Source organism: Halomonas tibetensis, from assembly GCF_042643535.1.
Taxonomy (GTDB): Bacteria; Pseudomonadota; Gammaproteobacteria; order Pseudomonadales; family Halomonadaceae; genus Halomonas; species Halomonas tibetensis.
The window spans coordinates 54,480-67,551 of record NZ_JBHRSQ010000004.1 but is presented as its reverse complement, the minus strand read 5'-3'; the positions used below and the strand labels follow the sequence as shown (position 1 = coordinate 67,551).

The following is a 13,072-nucleotide window of genomic DNA, read 5'->3' as shown; positions in this document are numbered from 1 at the left end:
TTGGCGCCCCTCGTTCATCGGGCCGGGGGAATCAATCCTGGCTAACACCGTCCGGCAGCTCGCCTACTGCGCCGGGCATGGCCTGCACCTGGCCGCCTTCCCCTGCCAGCGCCAGGAAGTGCAGATGGCGCTCATACTCGGAGAGCACATCGCCGACTACCTGGCCACGCGTATAGCCGTTGAGGTCCTGGCCGGTGCCGCCTTCGGCGAGGAAGACGTCAAGGCGCACATAAAAGTCGTCATCGGCCGGCAGGAAGCTCGGTGTTCGCATGCGGTGTGGACAGACCTGATAGACGAAGCTGGCCGCATTCTCCATTACCACCTGCAGGGTCAGACGCGGCAACGGCTCGCCTTCGATCTGCTTCTCGGACACCGTGGCGTCCTGGCCGCGGCTCGCGAGTTCCTGGGCGAACTGGGTCAGCGCCGGACGGATGGCGTGTTCGATGGTGGCCTCGGCTCCTGCGCGGTTAGAGGTATCCAGTGCCCTGTCGAGCCGTTCGCGCCAGTCGCCGCCCGGCGCGGTGCCGGAGACCTGGCGGCGTGCCTCGGCCTTGCGGCCCTCTAGCTTGAGCGCCTTGAACATGCCGACCATGATGGCAAAGATCACCAGCGAGAAGGGCAGAGCGGTGATCACCACTGCACTCTGCAGGGCCGCGAGGCCTCCGGCCATCAGGAGTGCCACGGTGACCAGGCCGATCATCGCCGACCAGAAAATACGCAGTTTCACCGGGGCGTCGTGGTTTACGTCGCTGAGGATTGAGGTGAAGTTGGCCAGCACCAGGGCACCGGAATCCGCCGAGGTAATGAAGAAGACGATGCCAAGCACGGTCACAACGGCGGCGGTGAGGCCGATATAGGGGTAGTACTCGAGTAGGGTGTATAGGGTGGTCTGGGGGGTGCTCAGTGCCTGTTCGCCCAGTTCGGTTACGCCCTGGTTGGCGACCAGTTCGATGCCGCTGTTACCCAGTACCGACATCCACACCATCATGAAGGCCAGAGGAATGAACAGGGCGCCGGCGACAAACTCTCGAATAGTGCGCCCGCGGGAGATGCGTGCGAGGAACAGTCCCACGAAGGGAGTCCAGGCGATCCACCAGCCCCAGAAGAAGACGGTCCACCACATTTTCCATTCCTGGGCTTCCTCGCCGGCGAAGGCGTAGGTGTCGAAGCTCATCGCGACGAAGCCTGACAGGTAGTCGCCGGCGTTGTTTACCACCTTGTCGAGCAACACCAGGGTCTGGCCCTGAAACAGGATGAACAGCATCAGAGCCAGCGCCAGCAGCATGTTGAACTCTGACAGGCGACGGATACCTTTTTCCACACCGCTGACCACCGAGACGGTGGCCAGCACCACCACCAGGGCGATCAGGATGATCTGCACCGAGAGACTCTCGGGCACGTCGAACATGTAGGCCAGCCCGTAGTTGAGCTGCATCACCCCGATGCCGAGGCTGGTGGCGATGCCGAACACCGTGGAGATCACCGCGGTGATGTCCACGGCGTGCCCGATAGGGCCATAGATACGCTTGCCAAGCAACGGGTAGAGGGCGCTACGGATCGCTAGCGGCAGGCGGTGACGATAGCTGAAGTAGGCCAGAGCCATGCCCATCAGTACATAAAGCCCCCAGCCGGAAAGTCCCCAGTGCAGGTAGGTCTGCACCACGGCTTGGCGCATGGCCGCCTGGCTCTCGGGCGTCAGGTCGGGCGGAGCCAGGTAGTGGGCCACCGGTTCGGCCACACTGAAGAACAGCAGGTCGATGCCGATACCGGCGGCGAACAGCATCGCCGACCAGGAAAGCAACGAGAATTCAGGCCGAGAATGATCGGGTCCGAGGCGGATACTGCCAAAGCGAGAGCAGCCGATTAACACTACGAAGACCAGATAGGCCACCACGGCGAGCATGTAGTACCAGCCGAAGGTCTTGCTCACCCAGGCCAGGCCGGCGTCGAAGAAGGCGCCGGCCTGCTCGGTGAAGAGCAGAGTAAGGACGAGGAAGGTGACGATGCCTGCCACGCTCCCGTGAAAGACCACGGGGTTGAGTCGATCCCTCGAGGGGTCGGAGTTGTGCGCCATCGGTATGAATGCTCCTGTGGGGTGGATGGAGGCGACACTCCCGAGACGCGCTGTTGATTGTTACGCACAATCGAGAGCACGCCTGCTGCGTAGGACGGGAGGCGGTTCATCTTTGTTGAATGAACGTTCAAATAAAATACGTGGATCCGCTTCGTCCTGCAACCCTGGGTTGAATCAGCTGGGGTTCAGGACGGCGAGGGGCCATAAACGTCGACGGGCCCGACCGAATGGTCGGGCCCGTCGCTTCAGGGGCCGGGTAGAAGGAAGCTCAGCCGCCGCGCTTGTCGCCATGGCCATGGTAGGGCTTGTCGTGTCCCATGCCGTTGCCGCGTTCGCCGCGAGTCATCATCTCGGCGCGGCGCTCCTCTTGCATCTCGCCACGAGCCACTCTCATGGCGGCGCGCTGGTCGTCGTCGAGGAGCTGGTCGAGGCGCTCGTGGTGCTGCTCATGGAGTTGGCGCATCGCCGCGTGGTGCTCGCCTCTTGCCTCTTTCAGAGCCTCACGGGTTGGCTCATCAATGCCGGCGCGTTCGAAGAGCGCCTGGCGCTTTTCGGCCCGGTGTTCTGCACGGGCTTCCTGCCACTGCTCGCGCTGTTCCTGGCGCTGTTCCTTGTGAAGTTCTGCGCCCTTGCCGTGGTCAGCGGCCGCGGCTGAAAGCGCCAGGGGCGCAATGGCAATAGCGAGCAGGGCGGGAGCCAACAGCTTTCGAGAAACGATCATCTTCATGGGGGCACTCCTTTGAGCTTCGGGTTGACGGTCCCAGTCTCGCTCGGCGCAGTGCAAGAGACGTGCAGCCAGCGTGCAAAGGTCGTGCATGCGAAACCGACATCACTCCTCGGGCTGATACTTGTAGCCGACCCCGTAAACCGAGCGGATCACTTCGCGTTCCGGCCACACCTCGCTGATCTTGCGGCGCAGCTTCTTGACGTGGCTGTCCACGGTGCGCTCGGAGACGATGCGATGGTCTCGGTACATGTGATCCATCAGTTGGTCCCTGGAGAAGATCCGCCCCGGGGCGTGCATCATTACCTTTAGCAGCTGGAACTCCACGGCCGTAAGCCCCAGGTCCTGGCTATCGGCCAGCGCCCGCCAGCCCTCCTCGTCCAGCACCAGATCACTACCGGCGGCGGCATTATCGAGATTTTCGCCCCCCTGGCTGCGGCGCAGCACCGCCTTGACCCGGGCGACGACCTCCCGCGGGCTGAAGGGCTTGCAGATATAGTCGTCGGCGCCAAGCTCCAGACCCAGCAGGCGGTCCACCTCTTCGACCCGGGCGGTGAGCATGATGACCGGCAGCGCCGGCCAGCGCTGGCGGATCTCGCGGCACAGAGTCAGGCCGTCGGTGCCGGGCAGCATCAGATCAAGTAGCACCAGCAATGGCCCCTTGCTCGCCTGGCGTGTTTCCGTCAGCCAGGGCAGCACGGCGTCGCCGTGGTCCAGGTGATGCGTGGCAAAGCCGCTGCCCTCCAGGTAGTCGGCCACCAGCCGGGCAATCTTGGGCTCGTCCTCGACGATCAGGATCTGCGATTCCGCGTATTCCTGTGATGTCATGCGATCTCCTCCCTGAAGCGGTCGTCATCGATCGTTGGAAACGTCATCGTCCAGCATAACCCACCTAGCGGCGAGCAAGAGGGGTGCATCTCACCGCCGTGGGCCTTGACCAGGGCCGCAGCGATGGAGAGTCCCAGGCCGCTGCCGCCGCTGGCCCGGTTCCGGGAGCCCTCCACCCGATAGAGGCGCTCGGTCAGCCGGTCAAGCTCAGCTTCGGGCACCCCGGGGGCACTGTCTTCCCAGGTGACCCGAATGCCTCGGGAAGTGGCGATGAGAATGATCCGTAGCCGTCCCGGTGATCGGGTGTAGGCACAGGTGTTGTCCAGCAGATTGTTCCACAGTTGACGCAGGCGCTGGACGTCGCCGCGTATCCAGGCCTCCCCCTCAATGCGGGTCTCCAGGCTGATGCCGCTGTCGGTGATCCATCCTTCCGCTTCATCGAGTCGGTCGGCCAGGCTCTCGGCGAGGTCCAGCGGTGCCAGCTGTACCTCCAGGGCGCCGGCATCGCTCTGAGAGAGCAGCCGCAGGTCGGCCACCAGGCGTTCGAGCTGGCCGACCTCCTGGGCCAGGGAGTGCAGGCTGTCCTGGTCCAGCCGGCGGATACCGTCCTGCATCGCCTCGATCTCGCCGCGCAGTACCGCCAGCGGAGTACGCAGCTCGTGGGCAATGTCAGACACCCAGCGGCTGCGCGCCTCGCGGCTTGCCTCCAGGGTCGCAGCCAGCACGTTGAAATCCCGGGATAGCCGGGAGAGCTCGTCGCGTCCCCTTTCGGGTAGCCGGGTGCTGTAGTCGCCCTCGGTCAGTCGACGGGTCGCCAGTGCCATGCTGCGGGTTCGTCGACCTAGCCACCAGGAGAGGCCACCTGCCAGCAGCAGCGAGGCGACCCCGAGCGAACCCACGATGATCGCCAGGTTGCGTTGCTGGCGCGCCAGGAAGATGTGGTCCATGCGCGCCATCAGCTGTTCCGGTGGGCGGTAGCCCAGGGTGCCGATCCGCTCGTCCTCGTGGAGGATGGGTAGCCAGCGCAGGGTGGCGGCCTCCTCCTCGTCATCAGGTGGCAGCCCGATCACCGGCAGCCCCGAGGCGTCGTGGAGCACAAAGTCCTTGGGATCCCCCAGGCGGCGTTCGATGCCCCGGGGCGGCGAGCTGGCGCCGGGCCAAAGCTGCTGGCGGACCAGGCGCTGCCAGGCTGAGGGCGAGACGCGCAGCCACTGCCAGTCGCCGCGTCGTGCCCACTCCTCGCCGAGCCCTTCGGCGAGGGTCGCGGCACGGTTGGCCTGGGTGGTGTCCAGGTACTCGACGAAGCCGCGGTCGAGGCTGCGCGAGATGGCGAGAAAGACGAAGCCTGAGATGGCCACGTTGACCGCCAGGATCACCACGAAGAGCTTGATCCCCAGTCGGGAAACGGCGGGGCGGGGCAGGCGCAGGCTCATGGGGAGACTTCCTCGCGTTGGTGGCTGCGGCCCTGAAGGCGCTCGCGCAGGCCCTCCAGCATCAGATAGAGGCAGGGGACCAGCAGCAGCAGGATGAAAGTGGCGAAGAGCATGCCGAAGCCCAGCGAGATTGCCATGGGGATAATGAAGCGCGCCTGGCGCGAAGTCTCGAAGATCATCGGGGCCAGGCCCAGGAAGGTGGTCAGGGTGGTCATCATGATCGGACGCAGGCGGCGAGTGGCCGCGGCGAGGATCGCCTCCCGGGCGCCCATGCCCTCACGGCGCCTGCGGTTGGCGTAGTCGATCAGCACCAGGGCGTCGTTGATCACAACCCCGGAGAGCGCCAGCATGCCCATCAGGCTGATCACAGAGAGGCCGAAGCCCATGATCATGTGCCCGGCCACGGCGCCGATGATGCCGAAAGGAATGGCGGCCAGCACCAGCAGCGGCTGAAGATAGCTGCGGAAGGGGATGGCCAGCAGAGCGTAGAGCGCGATCAGCGTCAGCCAGGCGGCGCGGGTGAGCGCCGAGACGTTGTCGGCGGTCTCCTGCTGGCGTCCGCCGGGGGTAATCTCGAGCCCCGGCCAGCCGGCCTGCAAGGCGGAGAAGATATCCGTCTCCAGGGTCGCCAAGATCTGATTGATGCGCCCCTCACCGGCAACATCGGCGGTGACGCTGATGATCCTCCTGCCATCTATGCGTTGCAGGGTGGTGGCGGCACGGCCGAGCTCGATCTCGGCGACCCGGGCCAGCGGCACGAGGAGGCCCTCGGGAGTTCGGATCGGCAGCCGGTAAAGGTCGGAGAGGCTTTGACGTGCCTCGGCGGGCAGGCGCACCTCCACGCTGATCTCGTGGCGGCCCACGAACTGCTCCAAGGCGGTGATGCCCTGCAGCGGGGCGCGCAGCTGACCCGCCAGGTCCGCGCCGGTGAGGCCCAGGGCACGACCCTCGGGCGACAGGCGGATCTCCAACTGGGGCTTACCGTCGGCTAGGCCGCTGTCGATGTCGGTGACCCCCTCGAACTCGCTCAGCGCCTCGGCCAGACGGGTGGCGGCCCCCTCCAGGGCTCGACTGTCGGGATGAGAGAGGCGCAGGGTCAGCCCGGCTCCAGCCCCGGGGCCGCCCACGTCGGACTCGAAGCGCACCGACTGGGCGCCGCTGAACTCACCGGCGAGTTGACGCCACTCCCGAGCCACCCGGGAGGGCGGCCAGGCGTCGAGGCTGTCGCGATCCAGAGTGAGCTGCACGGCGAGCCGGTCGCCGTCGATCTGGGCGCGACTGGCGGTAAAGGTCGGGCCCAGATCGCGCGCGGCCAGCGCGTTGGCGGCGTCCAGCAGGCGGTCACGGATGGCGCGGTCGTCGGCGATAGGGCTGCCCACTGGCAGAGTGACCGTGGCCTGCACCCGGTCTGACTCCACCCGGGGCATCAGTGAGAAGCCCAGCCGCCCGCTCATGGCAAAGGCCAGGGCCACCGCCAGCACCGCCACTGCGAGGCTGACCGTGAGCAGTCGCTGGTTCAGGCAGTGCTGAAGGAAGGGCGCGAAGCGGTGCTGGGTGACGTGAGCCAGCCATGCCTGCAGCCCCTTGCGAACTCGATCCAGGGGCCTGCGCCAGACCGGCGCTTCGCGGCTTCCAGCGCGGTGGGCCAGGTGGGCGGGCAGAATGAACAGCGCCTCCAGCCAGGAAGCCAGAAAGACCGTGATCACTACCAGCGGTACCACGGCGAAGATCATGCCCAGGAATCCGGGCAGAAACAGCAGCGGCAGGAAGGCAACAATGTTGGAGAGGATGGCGAAGGTGATCGGTACCGCCATCTCCCGGGCCCCTCGCACAGCGGCCTCGCGAGCGGAATGGCCCTGCTCGCGGTAGCTGTGGATGTTCTCGCCCACCATGATGGCGTCGTCCACGACGATGCCCAGCGCGATGATGAAGGCGAACATGGACATCATGTTGATGGAAACGCCGAACCAGGGCAGGAACAGCAGGGCGCCGAGGAAGGCGGTGGGGATGCCCAGGGTGACCCAGAAGGCCAGCCGTGCCTCCAGAAAAAGCCCCATCAGCACCAGCACCAGGGCCAGGCCTAGGAAGGCGTTCTTGAGCAGCAGGTCGAGGCGATCGCGGTAGATCTCTGAGGTGTCCCGGTAGACCGAAAGGCTCACCCCCTCCGGCAGGCTCGCCTGGAGGCGTTCAAGCTGGGCATGCACGGCATCCGAGATGCCGATGGGCGTCTGGTCGCCGATCTGGTAGACATCGAGGGTCAGGCTCGGCGCACCGTTGTAGAGCATCTCGCGGTCGGTCTCGGCAAAACCGCGCTCGACCCGGGCGATGTCGCCCAGGCGCAGCTGGCCGCCGTCGGGGCTGCCCAGGATCGGTAGCTCGTTGAATTCGCGGACGTCGTCGCGGCGTCCCTGATAGCGGATCAGCCACTCCCCCTCACCGGTGGTCAGGCGCCCGCTGGCCAGATCCAGGGCCTCGTCGCCGATGAGGTTGGCGAGCTGGCGGTGGTCGAGGTTGTGGCGCTGCATGGCCTCTTCGTCGAGCAGCACCTGGATTTCGCGTTCGCGGTTGCCGGAGAGTTCCACCCGGGAGATGCCCGAGGCGGCCTGCAGTTCGGCGCGCACGGACTCGGCCAGGTCGTGGAGCCGCTGATCGTCAACCCAGCCGTGCAGCTGTAGGTTCATTACGCTGCGTGAACGCCCCGCCAGGCCGAAGCGTGGTGGGTCGGCAGCGGCCGGCAGGCTGGTGATGGTGCCCACCGCCTGCTGAATTTCCTGGTAGACCCGCATCACCTCTATCCCCTCCACCAGGCTGGCGGAAACCCGAGCGGCTCCCTCGTTGGCGGTAGCGGTCAGCTCGTCGATGCCGTCCACGCCCGCCAGCGCCGCCTCAAGCGGCAGCAGCAGACTGCGTTCCACTTCCTCGGGGGTGGCGCCGGGGTAGCTGATGGCGACGGTGATGATCTCCAGTTCGAAGTCGGGGAAGACCTCCTTCTTGATGGTGGTCGAAGCCATCAGTCCCCCGATGATCAAAAGCAGCATCAACAGGTTGGGGGCCACCCCGTGATGGACCATCCAGGCGATGGGGCCGCGGCGCGTCATCGGCTTGCCCCTGTCGGCGCTTGGTCGGTATCGACTATCCCCCGACTGTCGCTGGGGGAAGCGGTGCGCAGTGGCATGCCCTCCCCGGGTAGGCCCAGCGGCGAGGTGATGACCCGCTCGCCCTCCGTCAGGCCCTCGGCCACCAGGACCCGATGGTCATCGCGATGCAAGACAACGACCGAGCGTCGACGCAGGCGCTCGTCCTCGTCCAGCAGCCAGACCTCGTCGCCGGGCCGCAGTGCGGCGGCCGGCAGGGCGATCAGGTTGTTACGTTCGCGTGCCTGAAAGTCCAGGCGCACCACGTCACCCAGGCGCAGTGCTGGAGAGCCGCGATTCTCTTCGGCCAGCGCCAGGGGATCCTCCACTGCCACCAGCAACTGGGCCTGCAGGCCGTTCTCCTCCAGGGCGGGCAGCACCGAGAGCAGTTCCCCCCGCCGCACGCTGCCGGCGGGCCAGCTGCGGCTGGACAGCATCACGACGGTGCCTGAGGTGTCGGCCGTGGCGGTCTCGAGCCAGGCCAGCGCCTCGCCGGGCAGCGAGGCCTGCACCCAGAAGCGCGAGACATCCACCAGGTGGAGCAGCTCGGTGCCGCTGCCCACCTCGCTGCCCTCTCCCAGCAGACGCGCCTGGACCATGCCGCGCCAGGGCGCCGTGAGGGTGGCGCGCTCGAGGTCCAGCCGGGCGCGATCGCGGGCGGCCCGGGAACGCTCTACCTCGGCCTGGGCGCTCCGAAACTGCGGTTCACGCAGCACCAGGGCGCGTCGCTCGGCGGGCAGATCGCGGCCGAAGCTCTGGTACTCGGACTGGGCGCGCTGCTGTTCGCCGCGCTCCATGGACAGGGCCGCCTCGGCCTGGGCCAGAGTGGCCTCGGCCTCGCGCAGGACGAGTGCCAGGTCGTCGTCATCCAGCCGAGCGAGGGGGACGCCCGCCTCCACCATGCGGCCGGGGAGCACCCCGGAAGCGAAGGCCTCCAGGCGGCCGGCGACCCGGCTGGCCAGGCGCGCCTCGCGCTCGGCCACCACGCGGCCGAAGCCGTGCAGCGCCGGCGCGGCGGCCCGTGGTGTCACGGTAACGGCGTCGACCAGCGGCGGCGCGGATGCAGGCGCGGGGCGGCGCTCGACTCGCGGCGGTTGGCTGAGCAGCCACCAGGCCAGGACCATTCCCCCGGCCAGTACCAGCAGAGCGAGTAAGGGACCAAGGCCGAGGCGTCCGCGCTGACGGTGAAAGCGAGCCACAGAGGAGAAGGGCGGGCGGTTCATGAGCGCCTCGAGCAAGAAAACGAAAGAACAGCATCGCTCGAGGCGATGCAGCCAATGGTCACGAAATGTGGAAACGGTATGCAAGCCGCCCGAGTAAAGCGTCGTGTCAAAGCGACAGGAAAAACAGGATCAACGGCGGCGAGAGCAGCGACAGGATAAAACCTGACACCACCGCCACCGGCACACAGGTGACCCCGCCGTGCTGCTGGATCACCGGCAGGGTGAAATCCATGGAGGTGGCGCCACCGTAGCCGATGGCCAGGGCCGCATGGCGGCGGATCAGAAGGGGGATCAGCACAAAGGCAAGCAGTTCTCGAGCGAGATCATTGAAGAAGGCCACGCCTCCCAGCGCCGGTCCCAACTGGTCGCCCACCAGGATAGCGGAGAGCGAGTACCAGCCGAAGCCGGCGGCCAGGGCCAGCCCTTCGCTGGGGCGCAGGTCAAGCAGCGGGGCGGCGAGTAGTCCGCCCATCAGCGAGGTGGCGGCCAGCATCAGGGCGATGCCCAGACCGTGGCGGTTGAGAAGGATCTGGCGCAGTGGCATGCCGGAGTTGCGAAGCTGACAGCCAATCAGCGCCAGCAGGGCATAGAGCACCCATTCGGCCAGTATCTCTGCGCCGTCATGGAGCCCGGGTAGGCGCCTGCCGGCCAACCCCAGGGCTATGCCAACGACCACCACGCTCACCAGCGCCAGGGAGCCGGCCATGGCGGCGAGCTTGCTGGCGGGGGCGCCGGGCACGACCCGCGTGGGGTCGGCACTCAGGCTCAGGCGGCTTGACAGCCACCAGAGACCCGCCAGGTTGCAGACGCTGATCACCGTGAACAGGACGAGCGCCTGGCTGCCCATGCGGGACAGCTGGTCTGCCAGATCGTCGAGCCCGGCCAGGCTTATGCCCATCAGCAGCAGAATCACGTAGACCGAGGCGTTCACCCCGCGGTTGATCAGCGCCATCAGGTAGGCGCGACGCACCGGTACCATGTAGCCCAGCACCAGCGGCAGCAGCACGATCACCAATCCGCTAAGCATCAAGAGTTCCTTCTCCTGAACAGTCACCGGGGCGGCGACAGGAAACGCGCTACTCTAGCAGCCTGGTGACCGCCTGGCAGGCTCGGGCGCCGCTCACTCCATTAGCGAGAGCTGGGTAAGGGATAAGCGACTCTTGCGCTCGCCGTCGCGATGATAGTCCAAGACGAGTATCAGGCCGGGCACCTCGGGGTGGAAACGAAAGACCATACGTCGCTCCGGCTTGCCGGGTTCGGTGACTTCCACTGCCAGCGTTTCGAACTCTCCGACGGGCAGGCTCAGACTCTCGGGTCCCAGGACACGGTACTCCATGTACTCCTCCCGTCCGCGGTGGTCCTGGTAGTGGATGGCGCACGCCTCCTGACAGCCATCATCAAGCACTCGGCGAGAGAGGTCGAAGATGGTCGCCTGGCGATCAGGAAGGGTGGCGAGATCGTCGGAAGTCAGACGATAGTCGCCGCCCAGTCCCAGCAGGGAGTAACCGCTGATGTACTGCAGTGAACGTACCCCGTTTTCCTCGATCAGGAAGCGGCTGCTTTCCTCTCCCCGTGCCATGGCGATGGCGGCGCTCATCTTGCTGTGCCACGAGGCGCCGTCCCGGGAAAGACGATGCTCAACGTTGGTGCTGGGCCAGCCGGATACTTCAAGGCGGTAGCGGGCATCGAAGGGACGCGTCTCTGCCGCCTGGACGCTGCCGACGGACACCATCAGGAGCAAAATAAGGGCGGCGCAACGGTGCAGCATTAAAGGCATGCGAAGGTTCCTTGGCCGTCAAGGGGGCAGGAGTGAAAAGGGGCAATGGTGAGAGCCCCCGCGGGTTCAAGGGTGAGGGGCTGCTCCTCGATGGGCACGTACTGGAGATGGTCCGCCACTTCTTCAACCATGACAAGCCGGTGGTTGCTGTCTGCCATGCTCGACTGAGGCGTCCGGGCTCGGTTTGAAAAAGATAGACGACTGGTCTAATATTGACGTCATGAAAACACACGCCACCCGCGACAAGCTGATAGAGATTGGTGCCGAACTGATCGCCGAGCAAGGTTTCAACGCTACTGGTATCAATGCCGTGCTTAGTCGTGCGGGGGTCCCTAAAGGTTCCTTCTATCACTACTTCTCGAGCAAAGAAGATTTCGGCCTGGCCGTGATCGATGCCTTTGCGGAGCAGTATGACGGCCGGCTGGCGGCGATCTTCGAAGCCACCGACGCCTCGCCACTGGTGCGGTTGCGACGTTATTTTGCCGCCGGCAAGGCGGACATGCTTTCTTGCGACCATGCACGAGGCTGCTTGATCGGCAACTTGGGTCAAGAGCTTTCGGCGCGCAGTGAGGTCTTTCGAGCCCGCCTGGATCAAGTGTTTCGCGCCTGGGAGCGTCGGCTGGTGGCCTGCCTCGAGGAGGCCCGTTCCGCTGGGGAGTTGCCGGATGACCTCGACCCCGAGGCCCTGGCAAGTTTCATTATGGCCGGCTGGGAGGGCTCCATCCTGCGCGCCAAAACGGTTAAGTCGCTGGCGCCCATGGAGTGCTTCGAGGCGATTCTCTTCCGCCAGGTACTGGCCAGCAAGTTGCCCGAAACGGCCTGACGGCCCATGTTTGAGCCAAAAAGCAATGGGGCTTGCACCATAACTAGTAGACTGGTCTAAATAATTTGGACTCGGCAAAAATCGGCGTTAATGCTCATTCATGACCCGGTAACCCAACAGCGCTTTCCAAGGCCGTGACGAGAGCGGCTACACCGGCTATCCGAGTTTGTCCGTATGGCCGGCCTGACATCTTTGAAAATCCCCGCCGAGTTGGTCGGGGAGCAACACCACGAACTATTTCCAAGGAGAAGATTTTATGTCCGAGATCAATGGCAAGGTTGTCATCATTACCGGAGCCAGCAGCGGCCTCGGCGAAGCCACTGCCCACCGCCTGGCAAAAGGCGGCGCTAAGCTGGTGCTTGGCGCCCGCCGCGAGGAGCGTCTTGAGGCGCTGCGTGATGCCATCGTCGAGCAGGGCGGCGAGGCCATCTATCGTGTAACCGACGTGACCGACCGCGAGCAGGTCGAGGCACTGGCCACCGCCGCCAAGGAGGCCTATGGCCGCATCGACGTGCTGGTCAACAACGCCGGCGTGATGCCGTTGTCACCCCTTGATCAGCTCAAGGTCGACGAGTGGGAGCAGATGATCGACGTCAATATCAAGGGCGTGCTTTACGGTGTTGCCGCGGTGCTGCCGACCATGCGCGAGCAGCATGCCGGCCATATCATCAACCTCTCCTCGGTGGCTGGTCACGTGGTCTTTCCGTCTGCGGCCGTCTACTGCGCCACCAAGTATGCGGTCAAGGCGATCTCCGAGGGCATTCGCCAAGAAGGCGGCGAGGAGATCCGTTCCACCAACATCTCGCCAGGGGCGGTGGCCACCGAGCTGACCACCACGATCAGCGACTCTGACACCGCCAAGAATGTGAATGAGCTCTACGAGATGGCCATCGATGCCGATGCCATCGCCCGGGCAATCACCTACGCCATCGAGCAGCCGGCGGATGTCGACGTCAACGAGTTGATCATTCGGCCGACCAAGCAGCCGCTCTAAGTTCCATGTATCAGGTGCATGACCGCCCTGACACTTCGCCACCGCGACCGTGACACGGTCGC

The 13,072-nt window shown here is 65.4% G+C and carries 10 protein-coding genes; 2 read left to right on the top strand and 8 right to left on the bottom strand.

The features are described from left to right. Window positions 1–31 precede the first annotated feature (31 nt). From betT to ACFODV_RS00455, 8 genes are all read right to left on the bottom strand, one after another. Entirely contained in the window at window positions 32–2,074 is a 2,043-nt protein-coding gene (betT, locus tag ACFODV_RS00490) for a choline BCCT transporter BetT (RefSeq protein ID WP_379753003.1), read from the bottom strand. Between the two features lie 268 nt (window positions 2,075–2,342). Then, a complete protein-coding gene (locus ACFODV_RS00485) occupies window positions 2,343–2,801 on the bottom strand; it encodes a hypothetical protein (protein ID WP_379753000.1) in 459 nt (152 codons plus the stop codon). A 102-nt stretch (window positions 2,802–2,903) separates the two neighbouring features. Next, window positions 2,904–3,626, bottom strand: a complete 723-nt coding sequence (locus ACFODV_RS00480; RefSeq protein ID WP_379752998.1) for a response regulator — start codon at window positions 3,624–3,626, stop codon at window positions 2,904–2,906. Continuing rightward, window positions 3,623–5,059, bottom strand: coding sequence for an ATP-binding protein (locus tag ACFODV_RS00475; RefSeq protein ID WP_379752995.1), 1,437 nt, complete (start codon window positions 5,057–5,059; stop codon window positions 3,623–3,625). Before ACFODV_RS00475 ends, ACFODV_RS00480 begins: the two co-directional genes overlap by 4 nt. Beyond that, window positions 5,056–8,157 (bottom strand): efflux RND transporter permease subunit, encoded by a 3,102-nt coding sequence (locus tag ACFODV_RS00470; protein ID WP_379752992.1) that lies wholly within the window; start codon window positions 8,155–8,157, stop codon window positions 5,056–5,058. The genes ACFODV_RS00475 and ACFODV_RS00470 overlap by 4 nt, the downstream gene beginning before the upstream one ends. Continuing rightward, window positions 8,154–9,416, bottom strand: a complete 1,263-nt coding sequence (locus ACFODV_RS00465; RefSeq protein ID WP_379752989.1) for an efflux RND transporter periplasmic adaptor subunit — start codon at window positions 9,414–9,416, stop codon at window positions 8,154–8,156. Before ACFODV_RS00465 ends, ACFODV_RS00470 begins: the two co-directional genes overlap by 4 nt. Before the next feature lie 106 nt (window positions 9,417–9,522). Beyond that, window positions 9,523–10,443: a lysine exporter LysO family protein gene (locus ACFODV_RS00460; RefSeq protein ID WP_379752985.1), complete on the bottom strand. Its 921-nt coding sequence runs from the start codon at window positions 10,441–10,443 to the stop codon at window positions 9,523–9,525. 93 nt (window positions 10,444–10,536) lie between these two features. Next, the gene (locus tag ACFODV_RS00455; protein ID WP_379752983.1) at window positions 10,537–11,193 is read right to left on the bottom strand and encodes a hypothetical protein; all 657 of its coding nucleotides are present in this window, start codon (window positions 11,191–11,193) and stop codon (window positions 10,537–10,539) included. 220 nt (window positions 11,194–11,413) lie between these two features. On the opposite strand from ACFODV_RS00455, the gene ACFODV_RS00450 reads away from it, so the two are divergent. After that, complete coding sequence (locus ACFODV_RS00450) at window positions 11,414–12,016, top strand: TetR/AcrR family transcriptional regulator (RefSeq protein ID WP_379752980.1); 603 nt, start codon at window positions 11,414–11,416, stop codon at window positions 12,014–12,016. A 256-nt stretch (window positions 12,017–12,272) separates the two neighbouring features. Further along, complete coding sequence (locus tag ACFODV_RS00445) at window positions 12,273–13,010, top strand: SDR family oxidoreductase (protein WP_379752977.1); 738 nt, start codon at window positions 12,273–12,275, stop codon at window positions 13,008–13,010. The last annotated feature ends 62 nt before the right edge of the window (window positions 13,011–13,072 follow it).

Coding starts and splice junctions, on each gene's coding strand:
- betT (WP_379753003.1), bottom strand. CDS start 2,074: ATGGCGCACAACTCCGACCCCTCGAGGGATCGACTCAACCCCGTGGTC.
- ACFODV_RS00485 (WP_379753000.1), bottom strand. CDS start 2,801: ATGAAGATGATCGTTTCTCGAAAGCTGTTGGCTCCCGCCCTGCTCGCT.
- ACFODV_RS00480 (WP_379752998.1), bottom strand. CDS start 3,626: ATGACATCACAGGAATACGCGGAATCGCAGATCCTGATCGTCGAGGAC.
- ACFODV_RS00475 (WP_379752995.1), bottom strand. CDS start 5,059: ATGAGCCTGCGCCTGCCCCGCCCCGCCGTTTCCCGACTGGGGATCAAG.
- ACFODV_RS00470 (WP_379752992.1), bottom strand. CDS start 8,157: ATGACGCGCCGCGGCCCCATCGCCTGGATGGTCCATCACGGGGTGGCC.
- ACFODV_RS00465 (WP_379752989.1), bottom strand. CDS start 9,416: ATGAACCGCCCGCCCTTCTCCTCTGTGGCTCGCTTTCACCGTCAGCGC.
- ACFODV_RS00460 (WP_379752985.1), bottom strand. CDS start 10,443: ATGCTTAGCGGATTGGTGATCGTGCTGCTGCCGCTGGTGCTGGGCTAC.
- ACFODV_RS00455 (WP_379752983.1), bottom strand. CDS start 11,193: ATGCCTTTAATGCTGCACCGTTGCGCCGCCCTTATTTTGCTCCTGATG.
- ACFODV_RS00450 (WP_379752980.1), top strand. CDS start 11,414: ATGAAAACACACGCCACCCGCGACAAGCTGATAGAGATTGGTGCCGAA.
- ACFODV_RS00445 (WP_379752977.1), top strand. CDS start 12,273: ATGTCCGAGATCAATGGCAAGGTTGTCATCATTACCGGAGCCAGCAGC.